13 protein-coding genes are annotated in these 15,328 nt (G+C 57.4%); 3 read left to right on the top strand and 10 right to left on the bottom strand.

Going from position 1 to position 15,328, the window contains the following annotated elements:
- Positions 1-578: 578 nt before the first annotated feature.
- The 4 genes from bioD to bioB are packed head-to-tail and all read right to left on the bottom strand — an operon-like array spanning position 579 to position 4,191.
- Positions 579-1,265: a dethiobiotin synthase gene (gene bioD / locus ACLJZ5_RS11265; protein WP_000167226.1), complete on the bottom strand. Its 687-nt coding sequence runs from the start codon at positions 1,263-1,265 to the stop codon at positions 579-581.
- Positions 1,258-2,013, bottom strand: coding sequence for a malonyl-ACP O-methyltransferase BioC (bioC, locus tag ACLJZ5_RS11260; RefSeq protein WP_024798377.1), 756 nt, complete (start codon positions 2,011-2,013; stop codon positions 1,258-1,260). The genes bioD and bioC overlap by 8 nt, the downstream gene beginning before the upstream one ends.
- Positions 1,997-3,154, bottom strand: a complete 1,158-nt coding sequence (bioF, locus tag ACLJZ5_RS11255) for an 8-amino-7-oxononanoate synthase (RefSeq protein WP_024798659.1) — start codon at positions 3,152-3,154, stop codon at positions 1,997-1,999. The genes bioC and bioF overlap by 17 nt, the downstream gene beginning before the upstream one ends.
- Positions 3,151-4,191 carry a biotin synthase BioB gene (bioB, locus tag ACLJZ5_RS11250; protein WP_000090727.1) on the bottom strand — a complete coding sequence of 347 codons (1,041 nt, stop codon included), beginning with the start codon at positions 4,189-4,191 and terminating at the stop codon, positions 3,151-3,153. Before bioB ends, bioF begins: the two co-directional genes overlap by 4 nt.
- Before the next feature lie 86 nt (positions 4,192-4,277).
- Here bioB and bioA point away from each other — a divergent pair, with 86 nt between their 5' ends.
- Both bioA and ACLJZ5_RS11240 read left to right on the top strand, forming a co-directional pair.
- The gene (gene bioA / locus ACLJZ5_RS11245) at positions 4,278-5,567 is read left to right on the top strand and encodes an adenosylmethionine--8-amino-7-oxononanoate transaminase (protein ID WP_000205502.1); all 1,290 of its coding nucleotides are present in this window, start codon (positions 4,278-4,280) and stop codon (positions 5,565-5,567) included.
- Positions 5,568-5,624: 57 nt separating this feature from the next.
- The gene (locus ACLJZ5_RS11240) at positions 5,625-6,101 is read left to right on the top strand and encodes a kinase inhibitor (protein ID WP_000767404.1); all 477 of its coding nucleotides are present in this window, start codon (positions 5,625-5,627) and stop codon (positions 6,099-6,101) included.
- A gap of 84 nt (positions 6,102-6,185) precedes the next feature.
- On the opposite strand, the gene hutH is transcribed toward ACLJZ5_RS11240, so the two are convergent.
- The 5 genes from hutH to hutI all read right to left on the bottom strand — a co-directional run bounded on the left by hutH (position 6,186) and on the right by hutI (position 12,521).
- Positions 6,186-7,706 carry a histidine ammonia-lyase gene (gene hutH, locus ACLJZ5_RS11235; protein WP_024798516.1) on the bottom strand — a complete coding sequence of 507 codons (1,521 nt, stop codon included), beginning with the start codon at positions 7,704-7,706 and terminating at the stop codon, positions 6,186-6,188.
- Position 7,707: 1 nt separating this feature from the next.
- The gene (gene hutU / locus ACLJZ5_RS11230) at positions 7,708-9,393 is read right to left on the bottom strand and encodes a urocanate hydratase (RefSeq protein ID WP_001115217.1); all 1,686 of its coding nucleotides are present in this window, start codon (positions 9,391-9,393) and stop codon (positions 7,708-7,710) included.
- Positions 9,394-9,589: 196 nt separating this feature from the next.
- A complete protein-coding gene (locus ACLJZ5_RS11225) occupies positions 9,590-10,315 on the bottom strand; it encodes a histidine utilization repressor (protein WP_000287413.1) in 726 nt (241 codons plus the stop codon).
- A gap of 44 nt (positions 10,316-10,359) precedes the next feature.
- Positions 10,360-11,301, bottom strand: coding sequence for a formimidoylglutamase (gene hutG / locus ACLJZ5_RS11220; protein WP_000195698.1), 942 nt, complete (start codon positions 11,299-11,301; stop codon positions 10,360-10,362).
- On the bottom strand, positions 11,298-12,521 hold the full coding sequence (gene hutI / locus ACLJZ5_RS11215; RefSeq protein WP_001249483.1) for an imidazolonepropionase: 1,224 nt from the start codon (positions 12,519-12,521) through the stop codon (positions 11,298-11,300). Before hutI ends, hutG begins: the two co-directional genes overlap by 4 nt.
- 237 nt (positions 12,522-12,758) lie before the next feature.
- Between hutI and ACLJZ5_RS11210 the strand changes: the two genes are divergently transcribed.
- Positions 12,759-14,042, top strand: a complete 1,284-nt coding sequence (locus tag ACLJZ5_RS11210) for a putative acyl-CoA thioester hydrolase (protein ID WP_024797886.1) — start codon at positions 12,759-12,761, stop codon at positions 14,040-14,042.
- 143 nt (positions 14,043-14,185) lie between these two features.
- Here the strand turns inward: ACLJZ5_RS11210 and pgl are convergent, their stop codons facing one another.
- The gene (gene pgl, locus ACLJZ5_RS11205; RefSeq protein ID WP_000815468.1) at positions 14,186-15,181 is read right to left on the bottom strand and encodes a 6-phosphogluconolactonase; all 996 of its coding nucleotides are present in this window, start codon (positions 15,179-15,181) and stop codon (positions 14,186-14,188) included.
- Positions 15,182-15,328 lie beyond the last annotated feature (147 nt).

The raw sequence follows: 15,328 nt of genomic DNA, 5'->3' as shown, positions 1-15,328 counted from the left end.
ATACTGGATGAAAAAACAGTAACACTCCAGTGTATAATGGCTATCGGTAGATACCCCACGCTATTTAGAGGTAAAACATAGACAGTCGCGGGGTAAAATTCCAGCAGTGTGCTGGTTATCCCCAGACCAGAGTCTTTTTTAACATTTGTCAAGTCGGATGATGAAAGTTTTATGTCAACGTATCCCCCTTCCTTTACAACCATTGATTTTATATAACTTGCTGTCTGAAAAGGGATATTTTCTCAAGCCGTCTTTCGCGCCAATTTAGTCGCAGGCCGCGTCGCCTCTCGCTTACGTTGTGTTTTCTAACTCTAATACACAAGGTTATCCACAGGAATAGTGGATAACTGCTTCCAGCCCGTATCCCCTGCCGCCTGGCAAAATCAGCCCTTGACGTTTTCGCCGGGCGATAAAAAAAAATTATCGCTATTTTTGGCAGATTATTGGCTAACGAGAAGGGAAAAATTGAGGCGTAGACGCTCACATTTTGCACATTTTTAGCATGGCGACGTCAGGAGGGTCTGGCGAAAGAACAGCAGGATCGTCTGATCCTGCAAGAAGGCGGTTTTTAAGCGCGGTCAGGCGCGTTCCAGGGGGCTGAGGTCCAGATACTGTCCTGTCGCCGCCTGCGATGGAGAAATGCCCAGCCACGGGATTTCCCCTAACAGCGGGGCCGGTATGACGCGGCGAAGCGTCGCGAGATATTCACCATGACGCGCGCCCGGCGGCTGTATGTCGTTGGCTATCCATCCGACAAGCGGTAATCCGGCCTGTTCTACCGCCAGCGCCGTCAGCATGGCGTGATTAATACAGCCCAGCTTGACGCCAACAACCAGAATCACCGGCAGCTGTTCCGTCTGTACCCAGTCGGCAAACGTCAGCGTGGCAGAGAGCGGTGTAAACCAGCCGCCCGCCCCTTCTGTCAACACCCAGTCTGCCTGCGACTCCAGCGTTCGCAATCCGCGTGATAATACCGCCGCGTCTATCGCCCGGCCTTCGTCGGCGCTAACGATGTGGGGAGAGGTAGGCTCGGCAAAAGTATAAGGATTGATAGCGGAATAAGGTTGCGGCAGGCTGCTGTTACGCTGTAAGGCCAGGGCATCGCTATTGCGTAGCCCGTCGGTTGTCATTTCGCTGCCGGAAGCGACGGGCTTATAGCCTACGGTTTGATAACCTAACTGCGTTGCGGCCTGCAATAAGGCGCAACTGGCAACCGTTTTACCGACTTCAGTATCAGTACCGGTCACAAAATAGCGTTTAGTCACGTTCAATCACTCCCATAAAAAGATGGTACGTCAGCGGATATTTCCCCTGCCGCTGCGGCCATGCCAACTGAATCTGTCTAAGCCGGGCGCGGGTTAATACATCCGACTCCCGCCCTTCATGAAGATGGGTGGCGCCAATGCCTTTAAGCGAGCGCATCGCGCTCAGGGCATCCTCAAACCACAATGTCATCGCCTGAGTATGACGAGACGCCCGCCAGCCGCGCAGCGCGTGGTCAATGGTCTCTTCCGGCAAAAAGCTATTCGCGTGAGCGCGATTATCGACGGCCTGCCATGCCTGACGCAGTTCCGGCAACGACCCCTGGCACAAGGTGGTAAACGCCACCACGCCGCCGGGCCGTACAACCCGATACAACTCGCTCAACGCATCACGTAAATCGCCGCACCACTGGACCGCCAGGTTGCTCCAGGCCAGGTCAAAAACTTCGGCGTCATGGGGAATCGCTTCGATATCCGCCAGCAAATAGTGATGCGCCGCCTGACGGTCGCGCGCCTGTTGCAGCATCGGCAGCGAAAGATCCAGGGCGGTCACTTCGCTCCCCCGCTCTCGCCAGTAACGACTCATACGTCCGGGGCCGCAGCCTGCGTCCAACACACTGGCAAACTGGCGGCCTGTCAACAGCGTCAGCAGCGCATCCGCGCTGTGTTGCTGCAAAGAGGCGTGCTGTTCATATTGCGATGCGGCCCGGCCAAACGCCGCCGCAATAGCCTGCTTATTCACCTGCGCCATGCAGCACCTCCAGCAGACGGTCGATATCGCACGCTTCATGCGCCTGCGTTAACGTTAAGCGCAGGCGCGCCGTGCCGACAGGCACCGTCGGCGGACGAATCGCCGTCGCCCAGCATCCTTGTTGACGCAGCGCCTCCGCCAGGCGCAATGCACGGCTGTTATCGCCCACGATTAACGGCTGGATGGCGCTATGGGCATTCAGTAGCGTAAATCGGGACGCGTTAACGCCGGCCCGAAAGCGCTGAACCAGAGCGGCGAGTTTTTCGCGCCGTTCACCACCTTCATCGCTACGGATCACCGCCAGCGAGGCGCTTAACGCCTGCGCCTGGGCGGGCGGCATACTGGTGCTGTAAACCAGATGACGGGCGAATTGCAGCAGATAATCCGCGACGCTTTCCGAGCAGAGCACCGCTGCGCCGCTGACGCCAAACCCCTTACCGAAAGTCACCACCAGCAACTCAGGCTTCACCCCCCGTTGCCAGCAGGTGCCCCTCCCCTCACCGCCAGTCACGCCGATGCCGTGCGCATCATCAACCAACAACCAGGCATGATGCCTGCGGGCAATGTGCTGGATTTCCGCCAGCGGCGCGCTGTCGCCGTCCATGCTGTATACACCTTCTGTCACCACCAGTTGCTGACCCACGCAGGGCGATTGCAGTAAACGCGACAGATGCTGCGTATCGTTATGGATAAAGCGGCGAAGCTGCGCCGGACTCAGATTGGCGGCCTCCAGCAGGGAAGCATGACTCAACCTGTCGGCCACAATCCGGTCATTTTTTTTCATTAAGGCGGTAATGACCGCCTGATTCGCCGCAAAGCCAGAGATAAACAGTAGCGCGCGCGGATATCCTAACCATTGCGCCAGTTCCTCCTCTAACGCCCGGTGCGCCACGGAATAACCGCTGATATGACCCGACCCGCCGCTGCCGACGCCAAAACGCGTCGCTGCCTGTTGCCAGGCGCGAATAATCTGCGGGTGTTGACTTAAGCCGAGGTAATCATTGCTGGAGAAGTTAAGATACTGTCGCCCGTTCGCTACCAGCCAGCGTCCGGCGCCCTGCGACACCACATAGCGGCGGCGCAACGTATCCGTCGCCCGACGCGCCGTCAGCGCATCGTCGACGCGTTGTTGCCAACTCATAAGGCTGCCGCGTTGTAATAATCATCGGTGTCAGGCGTCATCAGCGTCTGCTCCAGACGTTGCTGCTGCTCGTTATCGCCCGCCAGCACCCTGGTCTGCTGCGGATTCAGCCCCAGCTTACGGAATAACTGCAGATCCTTGTCCTCTGCCGGATTTGGCGTAGTTAACAATTTGCAGCCATAGAAAATCGAGTTCGCCCCGGCCATAAAGCACATCGCCTGGGTCTGCTCGTTCATCTGTTCACGCCCTGCGGAAAGACGCACGTATGAGGTCGGCATCATGATGCGCGCCACGGCGATAGTACGAATAAAATCAAACGCATCCACGTCATCGTTATCCGCAAGCGGTGTGCCTTTCACCTTCACCAGCATGTTGATTGGCACGCTTTCCGGCGGCGTCGGCAGGTTCGCCAACTGCAACAACAGTCCGGCGCGATCGGTAACCGTTTCGCCCAGACCCACAATGCCGCCGGAGCACACTTTAATCCCTGCTTCACGGACTTTTTCCAGCGTGTCGAGGCGCTCCTGATAGGTACGGGTAGTGATGATATTGCCGTAAAACTCCGGCGAGGTATCGAGGTTGTGGTTGTAGTAATCCAGCCCGGCGTTAGCCAGACGCTGCGCCTGGCTCTCGTTCAACATGCCGAGCGTCATACAGGTTTCCAGCCCCATCGCTTTGACGCCCTGTACAATCTGCTCCAGATAAGGCATATCGCGTTCATGCGGATTCTTCCAGGCCGCTCCCATACAGAAGCGGGTCGAACCGGCGTTTTTCGCTTTACGGGCGGAGTCCAGTACCTGCTCTACCTCCATTAAACGCTCGGCTTCCAGCCCGGTTTTATAGCGCGAGCTCTGCGGGCAGTATTTACAATCCTCCGGGCAGGCGCCGGTTTTGATCGACAGCAGCGTACTAACTTGTACCTGCTGCGGATCGAAATGCTGGCGATGAATTTGCTGCGCTTCAAACAGCAATTCCAGCAGTGGTTTTTCAAATAATTCGGTTACTTGCGACAGTGTCCAGCGTGGGTGGCGAGCCATCGGGCTTCTCCAAAATATGTTGTTTGTTTTTGATATGGTGTAGACTCGTAAACCTAAATCTTTTTAATTTGGTTTACAAGTCGATTATGACAACGGACGATCTGGCCTTCGATAAACGCCATATTTGGCATCCTTACACTTCCATGACCTCGCCGCTGCCGGTATATCCCGTTGAGCGGGCCGAAGGCTGCGAGCTGGTTCTCGCCTCGGGCGAACGCCTGATTGAGGGGATGTCCTCCTGGTGGGCGGCCATTCATGGTTATAACCACCCGCAATTGAACGCGGCGATGAAAGCGCAAATTGACGCCATGTCGCATGTCATGTTCGGCGGCATAACCCATCAACCTGCGGTGAATCTGTGCCGTAAGCTGGTCGCGATAACGCCTGAGCCGCTGGAGTGTGTCTTTCTGGCCGACTCTGGTTCGGTGTCGGTAGAAGTGGCCATGAAGATGGCGCTGCAATACTGGCAGGCGCGGGGCGAATCGCGTCAGCGTTTTCTGACGTTTCGCCACGGTTATCATGGCGACACGTTCGGCGCGATGTCGGTGTGCGATCCGGATAACTCCATGCACAGCTTGTGGAAAGGCTATCTGCCGGAAAATCTGTTCGCGCCGGCGCCGCAAAGCCGGATGGATGGCGAATGGGATGAAAGCGACATCGCGCCATTTGCCCGCCTGATGGCCGCGCATCGCCATGAAATAGCCGCCGTGATTCTGGAACCTATCGTTCAGGGCGCGGGCGGGATGCGCATATATCATCCACAATGGCTCAGGCGTATTCGTAACATGTGCGATCGCGAAGGCATTCTGCTGATTGCCGATGAAATAGCCACCGGGTTTGGCCGTACCGGCAAACTGTTCGCCTGCGAGCACGCCGGGATCGCGCCGGATATTCTGTGTCTCGGCAAAGCCTTAACCGGCGGCACCATGACCCTCTCGGCAACGCTCACGACACGCCAGGTTGCAGAGACTATTAGCAACGGCGAGGCGGGGTGTTTTATGCATGGCCCGACGTTTATGGGGAATCCGCTGGCCTGCGCCGTCGCCTGCGCCAGCCTGACGCTGCTGGAAAGCGGCGAATGGCGTCAGCAGGTGGCGTCTATCGAGTCTCAGTTACGCGCTGAGTTAGCCCCCGCGCAACGTTCGCCCTGGGTGGCGGATGTGCGGGTGTTGGGCGCGATTGGGGTGGTTGAAACCACGCATCCGGTCAATATGGCGGCGCTTCAACGCTTCTTCGTCGGGCAAGGCGTCTGGATCAGGCCGTTCGGCAAGCTAATCTACCTGATGCCGCCCTACATTATTCGTCCGGATCAACTGCGCCGTTTGACCCAGGCGGTCAATGACGCAGTACACAATGAAACATTTTTTAGCCATTAATCAGCGGTAAGCGATGCTGCTTCTGGCTACACTTCTGGTGAGTCAAAAGGAGAGCGCATGAAACTTATCAGCAACGATTTGCGCGATGGAGATAAACTTCCTCATCGCCACGTTTTTAACGGTATGGGCTATGATGGCGATAATATTTCGCCGCATCTGGCCTGGGACGACGTGCCGATGGGCACCAAAAGTTTTGTCGTGACCTGTTACGATCCCGACGCGCCGACCGGCTCCGGCTGGTGGCACTGGGTGGTGGTGAACCTCCCGGCGGATACACGCGTACTGACCCAGGGGTTCGGCTCAGGCCTGGTGGCCGTACCAGACGGCGTCATTCAGACGCGTACCGATTTCGGTAAAGCGGGCTACGGCGGCGCGGCGCCGCCTAAAGGGGAAACGCACCGCTATATCTTTACGGTTCACGCGCTGGACGTCGAGCGTCTTGACGTTGATGAAGACGCCAGCGGCGCGATGGTCGGCTTTAACGTGCATTTCCATTCGCTCGCCAGCGCCTCGATCACGGTGATGTTCAGTTAAGCGCTGTGCCGGATGGCGGCGTAACCGTCTTACCCTGCCAACGGGTTGGGTAAGCCGAATAAACGCCGCGCCATCCGGCAGCATTCACATAAAGTCCGGCACCAGACGCTGTAACGCGCCTTGCGCCAGCAGTGCTGTCGCACACTCAATATCGGGTGCGAAAAAACGATCCTGCGTATAGTGCGCTACCCGCTGGCGCAGTGTCTGCCGCGCCTGTTCCAGTAACGGGCTGGAGGTTAACCCTTCCCGTAAATCTATCCCCTGACAGGCAGCCAGCCACTCCACGGCAATGATGCCGCGGGTATTCGCCGCCATTTCCCAGAGTCGCCGCCCTGCCGCCGGGGCCATTGAGACATGATCTTCCTGATTCGCCGAGGTCGGCAGGCTATCCACGCTGTGCGGGTGCGCCAGCGCTTTATTCTCGCTGGCGAGCGCCGCGGCGGTGACCTGGGCAATCATAAAACCGGAATTAACGCCGCCATTTTTCACCAGGAACGGCGGTAACTGCGACATATGTTTATCCATCATCAGCGCGATGCGCCGCTCCGATAGCGCGCCGATTTCCGCTATCGCCAGCGCCAGATTATCCGCCGCCATGGCAACCGGTTCAGCATGGAAGTTACCGCCGGAGATCACCTCCCCCGCCTCGGCAAAGACCAGCGGATTATCGGATACCGCGTTGGCCTCAGCCAGCAGTACCTCTTTCGTCTGACGTAACTGGGTCAGACAAGCGCCCATTACCTGCGGCTGGCAGCGAAGGGAATACGGGTCCTGAACTTTATGACAGTGGTGATGTGATTCAGCAATAGCACTGGTATCGGTCAACAGATGCCGGAACAACCGCGCGGCGTCAATTTGCCCCTGTTGTCCGCGCGCGGCATGAATGCGCGCATCAAAAGGACGGCGCGATCCCAGTACGGCTTCGGTAGTCAGCGCGCCGCAGACAATGGCGGAGGCAAATAACTCCTGTGCCTCAAACAAACCGCGCAGCGCGAAGGCCGTTGATGCCTGGGTGCCGTTAAGCAGCGCCAGCCCCTCTTTGGCCGCCAGCGCGACAGGCTCCAGTCCGGCCTTTTTTAGCGCCGTCTGCGCCGGAAGCCATTCGCCCTGCCAGCGCGCTTTTCCTTCGCCAAGCAGCGTCAGCGACAGATGCGCCAGCGGCGCTAAGTCGCCCGACGCGCCAACCGAGCCTTTTGCCGGAATCAGCGGATACACGCCGGCATTCACCAGAGCGATGAGCGCCTCTATCACGCTCAACCGAATCCCGGAAAACCCGCGCGCCAGGCTATTGATTTTCAATACCATAATCAGACGCACCATCGCGTCATCCAGTGGGTCGCCTACGCCCGCGGCGTGAGACAACACCAACGATCGCTGTAGATTTTGCAAGTCTTCATCAGCGATGCGCGTCTGCGCCAGCAGGCCGAAACCGGTGTTGATGCCGTAGGCGGTACGCCCTTCGGCAACGATATCATTGACGCACGCGACGCTGGCGTTAATGCCGTCAATGGCGCTGGCGTCCAGCCGAAGCTGTACCGGATGACGCCAGACATCGTACAGTTGAGAGAGGCTTAACTGCCCCGGAGTGAGTGTCATGGTGTTCATATCAGCCTTTCCCCTGCGTCGCCGCAACCATCGGTAAATTCAGACCTTGCTCAACAGCGCATTCCACCGCGAGATCATATCCGGCATCGGCATGGCGCATGACGCCCGTCGCCGGATCGTTGTGTAACACGCGGCGAATACGCGCGGCGGCCTCGTCAGTGCCATCACAGACAATCACCATACCGGCGTGTTGCGAAAACCCCATTCCCACCCCGCCGCCATGATGGAGCGATACCCATGTCGCCCCGCTGGCGGTATTCAGCAACGCATTTAACAGCGGCCAGTCGGAAACCGCGTCGGAACCGTCGCGCATCGCTTCGGTTTCACGGTTAGGGCTGGCGACAGAACCGGAATCCAGGTGATCGCGGCCAATCACAATGGGCGCGGATACCTCGCCGCAACGCACCATTTCGTTGAACGCCAGCCCCAGTTTTTGCCGCCACTCCAGGCCTACCCAGCAGATACGCGCCGGTAACCCCTGAAAATGAATGCGCTCGCGCGCCATATCCAGCCAGTGATGCAGATGTTTATCCTCAGCCACTATCTCTTTGACTTTGGCATCGGTTTTATAGATATCCTGCGGATCGCCGGACAGCGCCACCCAGCGAAACGGCCCGATGCCACGACAGAACAGCGGACGAATATAGGCTGGCACAAATCCCGGAAAATCAAAGGCGTTTTCCACCCCCATCTCTTTCGCCATCTGACGAATATTGTTGCCATAGTCAAAGGTCGGCACGCCCATTTGACTGAACGCCAGCATCGCCCGAACATGCGCCGCCATGGAACGTTTCGCTGCCTGCATCGTCCCGTGGGGATCGGATTGCGCGTTTTTCTGATACTCCTCCCAGCGCCAGCCGGAGGGTAAATAGCCATGTAGCGGATCGTGGGCGCTGGTCTGATCGGTCACCAGGTCCGGGCGCACGCCGCGATTAACCAGTTCCGGCAGGATATCCGCCGCGTTCGCGCACAGGGCGACGGACACGGCTTTCCCCTCGCGGGTGTAGCGCGTAATGCGGGCCAGCGCGTCATCCAGCGTGGCGGCCTGCTCATCCACGTAACGAGTACGCAGACGAAAATCGATACGGCTTTGCTGGCATTCAATCGTCAGCGAACACGCTCCGGCCAGCGTCGCGGCTAGCGGTTGCGCGCCGCCCATGCCGCCCAGCCCGGCAGTCAGCACCCAGCGTCCCGCCAGCGTGCCGTTATAGTGCTGACGCCCCGCCTCGACAAAGGTTTCGTATGTTCCCTGCACGATTCCCTGACTGCCGATATAGATCCAGCTTCCGGCCGTCATCTGACCGTACATCGCCAGCCCTTTCGCATCCAGTTCGTTAAAGTGTTCCCATGTCGCCCAGTGGGGAACCAGGTTGGAGTTGGCGATTAATACCCGCGGCGCGTTGTCGTGCGTTTTAAATACGCCGACCGGTTTGCCAGACTGAATAAGCAACGTTTCGTCCGCCTCCAGCCGGGTGAGCGCATCAACAATAGCGTCATAGCATTCCCAGTTGCGCGCGGCGCGACCAATCCCGCCGTAGACCACCAGCTCATGCGGATTTTCCGCCACGTCAGGATCGAGATTATTCATTAACATCCGCAGCGGGGCTTCTGTCAGCCAGCTTTTCGCCGTTAATACCGTGCCTCGGGGCGCGCGGATAGTCTGCTGACGATACTTGCTTTCAGGCATAGCAATGACTCCTCATTATTATCGGTCTGCCATCGCCAAATAACGCTAAAACGCCACTATCAGGCACCGCCGCAGACCCACAGATAAGAATCAGACATATACTTGTCTATACAAGTAAGCACAAGAATAGAATTAACAAAAATGATACAATTTTGTTATATTGTGTCAGCAATCACGTTTTCCGGCAGCGGCCCGCTCAGGAGATAAATCGTCCCTGTAGCCGGTAGCGCGACCCGGGGAAAAGTAAACGGGCGTGAGAAACAATCCGCGACGCGGACCAGGTCGTACGACGAATGAGCAGACAAGGCTCATGCTCTTTGATAGTTAACCACGCACACTCTTGCGCCGTGGCGCGCACCGCCTCCACAATATGTTCCCCTTCCGTTAGCGGCGCGATCCGCGACAAATAAGCGTGCGGCGTGGTCTGACGGTAATCCTGCGTCAGGTAATCCACGGCAATATCCGCATTCACGCAGCGATCTTCAATTTGTACCGGCAGATCGTTTTCATAATGCACCATGATGGAATGGAAAATGACATCGCTCTCATTGACGTTGAGAGCGCTGGCCTGGATGGCGTTTGCCCGCACGCGCTCCAGCGTGAGCACCTCACAACGATGCTGATGACGGCGGGCGGCAATCTCCTCGGCGATACTGCGGACTTCAAACAGCGCGGACTGGCCTTTTGGTTCGGCGACAAACGTCCCCACGCCCTGTAAACGCACCAGCCACCCTTCATCCGTCAGCTCACGCAGCGCCCGGTTGATGGTCATTCGGCTAAAGCCATACTGGGCGACCAGTTCTGCTTCCGACGGAATGCGATCGTGCGGCTGCCAGACGCCGCCGGCTATTTTTTTACAGATGTCCTGTTTCACCGTTTCGTAAAAAGGCGCAGGCGCAGAACGGGAGCGGGATGAATACATGCGTGAAGCCTTCCTTATGCGGAGAGTGTTTTCCGGATGACAGATTAACGCCACCAGTGCGCGATTTGCCAGCCAAGCCGCGCCGCCACGCGCGCCGCTGCGCCATCTTCATCAAAGCGTGGATTAAACTCAACCAGATCCGCCGCCTGTAATTTTCCGCTGCGGCAAACCGGCTCAATTAAACGCAGAACCTGTATCAGCGGCACGCCCAGCGCTGCGGGAGCGGAGACGGCCGGCATTTCCCAGACAGGCAATACGTCGAGATCGATAGTCAGATAAATTTTATCCACCTTGTCGATAAACTGCGTCATCTGCGCCAGCGCGTCATGGCAGTCAAGATCCTCCACCACGGTAACATTCCGCCACTGCGCTTCCCGCCACAACGCCTGCGTATTCGCCGCACGGCTCACGCCGAAACAGGCATAATGAAACGCGCGGCTCTGCGCGTCGCATAGCTGCGCCAGTTGACGAAACGGCGTCCCGGATGTTGCCCGGTCGGTCTGACGGAGATCCAGATGCGCATCAAGATTAATGATCCCTACGCTTTCCTGCGCAAACGCGTCCAGCACCCCCGCGCCGTGTCCAAACGCGGTTTCATGCCCGCCGCCCATTACCAGCGTGCGCATCCCGGCCCGCAGACAGCGGCTTACCGCATCGCGCAAGGCCTGCTGCGCGCCTTCCAGATCGGGCGTCGGCGCAACCCAATTGCCTAAATCCACCAGCCGTTCATGTCCCTGATGGCTGGCCATATTCGCCAGCGCTTTACGCAACGCGTCCGGGCCGCCTGCCGCGCCGGGACGACCTGAATTGCGTTTTACCCCCTCGTCGCAGGCAAATCCCATTAACGCGATCTTTTGCTGCCAGTTTTCGGGGGAAAAGGTCTCGCTGCGCGTGACGGTCTGAAACAGACGCCGCGCATCCGGCGCTTCTATACTGTCATCGCGCCCCTGCCAGAGCGCCGGAGAAGCCGGATACCATTGCGTCATGAGATTTGTCCTCTGTATACCCGCTGATATAAAGGATTACGCCCCGGCTCATACACAATCTCTACCGGCTGTTCAGCATCCCACACCACAAAATCCGCCCGGTAGCCGGCCCTGATCTGCCCATGCGTCGCCTGTCTTCCCAGCGCACGAGCGGCATGGCGCGTAACGCCCGCCCATGCCTCTTCCGGCGTCAGACCAAACTGTACGCAGGCCATATTCATCGCCAGATGCAAACTGCAAAACGGGCTGGTGCCGGGATTGAAATCGCTGGCGACGGCGACAGGCACCTGATAGCGGCGCAGCAGTTCTACCGGCGGGCGCTGCGTCTCGCGCAGAAAATAAAACGCGCCGGGCAATAATACGCCGACAGTACCGCCGTCACGCATCGCCGCGACGCCCGCTTCATCAAGATATTCGATATGATCCGCCGATAAGCCCTGATAACGGCTCACCAGCTGCGCGCCGCCCAACAGCGAAAGCTGCTCAACATGGCCTTTAACGGGAATACCTAACGCCTTCGCCGTCTGCAACACGCGCTCACTCTGGGCCACATTAAAGCCGACGCTCTCGCAAAAGAGGTCTACCGCATCAAATAACCCTTTTTGCCAGAGCTGCGGAATCATCGTCTCGCAGACCAGAGTGATGTAGCCGTCCGGGTCGTCACGATACTCCGCTGGCGTAGCATGAGCGGCCAATAGCGTGGGGCTAATATCGATAGCGTTTTCGGCGGCAAGCTTTGCAGCGACACGCAATAGCTTTTCTTCTGTCGCCAGCTCCAGACCATAGCCGGATTTAATCTCCAGCAGCGTAACGCCTTCGCTGGCAAGGCGCATCATGCGTTCGCGCGCCAGCAGGTAGAGCGTCTCCTCCGCACAGGCGCGGGTTGCTGATACCGTCGCGTTAATGCCGCCGCCCTGAGCGCTAATATGCTGGTATGACGCGCCGTTAAGCCGCTGCTCCCACTCTGCGGCGCGGTTACCGGCAAACACCAGATGCGTGTGGCAATCGATAAGTCCCGGGGTTACCAGTCGTCCCTGCATATCATGGATATTGTCCCCACTGACAGGAAGCTGCGTCTCTGGCACGATATCGCAAATATGCCCTTCGCGTACAATCAGCGCCTGGTTATCCACCAGCCCGTACGGGGCTTGCCGCTGCGGGTCCATAGTCGCCAGCCTGATGTTTCGCCAGACAGTATCGCCCGGTAAAAGTTGCCGCATTCCTGTCGCTCTCTTGCCTGTCATGAGTTGTATAGACATTTATTTTCTTTCTGCTCCGGATTGTCAACTCAAAGCGCGAAAGTTGTTGCTTAATTGTGATAAAACTATCTGATGCTACAGGTGTTTCCAGCCTGAAAAGGAACTTTTTACCTTTTCGCCTTCCCGTTTCGTTCAACTTAGTATAAAAAAGCAGGCTTCAATGGATGTCATTTAACTTTTTCAAGCCCGGAGCAACCTGTGAATACATTATCGGTTTCCCGTCTGGCGCTGGCACTGGCTTTTGGCGTGACGCTGAGCGCCTGTAGCTCTACGCCACCCGATCAGATTCCTTCCGATCAAACCGCGCCTGGCACCGCCTCGCGCCCAATTCTGTCGGCAAATGAAGCGAAAAACTTCGTTGCGGCGCACTATTTTGCCTCCCTGACGCCGAATACCGCCCCGTGGTCGCCGTCGCCGATTACCCTGCCCGCACAGCCTGACTTTGTGGTGGGGCCGGCAGGTACGCCAGGCGTTACGCACACCTCAATTCAGGCCGCGGTCGATGCGGCAATGGTTAAACGCACGAACAAACGCCAGTACATTGCTATTATGCCGGGCGACTATCAGGGGACCGTGTATGTTCCCGCCGCGCCGGGAAGTCTGACCCTGTACGGGATCGGTGAAAAACCGATCGATGTGAAAATTGGGATGGCGATTGATGGTGAAATGAGTGTCGCTGACTGGCGCCGCGCGGTGAATCCCGGCGGGAAATATATGCCTGGTAAACCCGCCTGGTATATGTTCGATAACTGCCAAAGCAAACACGCCGCGACGATCGGTGTGATGTGTTCTGCCGCGTTCTGGTCGCAGAATAACGGTCTGCAGCTACAAAATCTGACCATCGAGAACACGCTGGGCGACAGTGTCGATGCCGGAAACCATCCGGCGGTGGCGCTGCGTACCGATGGCGACAAAGTCCAGATTAACAAGGTCAATATCCTTGGCCGCCAGAACACCTTCTTTGTGACCAACAGCGGCGTGCAGAACCGTCTGCAAACCGATCGTCAGCCGCGTACGCTGGTGACGAACAGCTATATTGAAGGCGATGTGGATATGGTGTCCGGACGCGGCGCCGTAGTGTTCGATAACACCAACTTCCAGGTCGTCAACTCCCGCACACAGCAGGAAGCCTACGTCTTCGCCCCGGCTACGCTGTCCAATATTTACTATGGCTTTTTGGCGATCAACAGCCGCTTTAACGCCTCCGGCGATGGCGTTGCGCAGCTTGGCCGCTCGCTGGATGTCGACGCCAACACCAACGGTCAGGTAGTGATCCGCGACAGCGTGATTAACGAGGGCTTCAACGTTGCCAAACCGTGGGCCGACGCGGTCATCTCGAAACGTCCGTTTGCCGGAAATACGGGAACCGTGGATGACAAAGACGAGGTGCAGCGTAATCTGAACGACACTAACTACAACCGCATGTGGGAATACAACAACCGCGGTGTAGGCAGTAAAGTGGTGGCGGAACCTAAGCAGTAATCGCTGTTCCGGTTCAGGCTTATAAACGGGCCGCAGCAGCAGATGTGGCGGCCCGTGGTTTTACTGCAAGCGATGTTTATCGAAATTAATCAGGCATCCTGCCCTGGTGAGCTCCAGCCCGCCGTCCTCCGGCACACAGCGCTTTAGTACGCGTTCACCACAACCCACATTGGCCCCTGGCCGACGGCATAACGGCCTTTTTCCGTCAGCAACCCCTGAGTGCCCGTAATTTCATAGACCGCGATATGATGTGATTTTTGACCCGCAGCAATCAGGTATTTCCCGCTGTTGTCGATATTAAAGCCGCGCGGTTGGGCTTCCGTCGGCTGGAAGCCTTCAACACTCAGTACGCTGCCGTCTTCGGAGACACTAAAGACGGTAATCAGACTGGCGGTGCGGTCACAGGCATACAGATGCCGTCCATCCGGCGTAATATGAATATCCGCCGCCCAACGGGTATCGGAAAAATCGGCGGGCATCATATCCAGGGTTTGTACGCACTCTATCTCACCATGCGGATTTTTAAGCTGCCAGACATCCACCGAACTGTTCAGTTCATTGACGCAATACGCATATTGTCGATTCGGGTGGAAGACCATATGACGCGGGCCTGCCCCTTCGACTGTATTTACTTCCGCCGGCTCCTGGGCCACCAGATGGCCGTCATCGCTTAGCGTAAACAGACAAATGCGATCCTGTTTTAGCGCAGGCACCCACAGGGTACGGTTATCAGGCGTAATATTTGCCGAGTGGCAGCCGTCCAGCCCTTCCACCACATCCACCAGCTCAACCGGCAGACCATCCTGTAAGCGCGTCACGCTGACATTACCGGCGTTATACGATCCGACAAAGACAAAACGACCATGATGATCGGTAGAAATATGGGTCGGGCTACCCGGCAGGGCGGATTCGGCGGCAAACGTCAGCGCGCCATCATCCGGCGCAATACGATACGCCAGGACACGAAACTCCGGGCGCACGCCGACATAGAGGTAGCGTTTATCCGGACTGACCACCATCGGCTGAACCTGACCGGGCACATCCACGACCTGCACCAGCGTCAGCGTCCCTTCGTGGTTCAGGCTCCAGACGTGAATTTGCTGACTCTCAGGGCTGGCGGTATAGACTGTTTGTTTCATGAATACTCCTTTGCATATGGCATGTAGCTGCAATAACAGGACACAGCTTAACGTAGTCGCTTTTGACGGCGAATGCTGAATTCAGACGCAGAATTTTGTCTGCTTACCGTCCCGGTGTACCATGCCGACAGACGGAATTATTACTCT

This window comes from Salmonella sp. 5800 (genome assembly GCF_046558195.1).
In the GTDB taxonomy this organism is placed as follows: domain Bacteria; phylum Pseudomonadota; class Gammaproteobacteria; order Enterobacterales; family Enterobacteriaceae; genus Salmonella; species Salmonella enterica.
The sequence above is the reverse complement of the archived record's forward strand: the minus strand, read 5'-3'. Positions and strand labels throughout refer to the sequence as shown.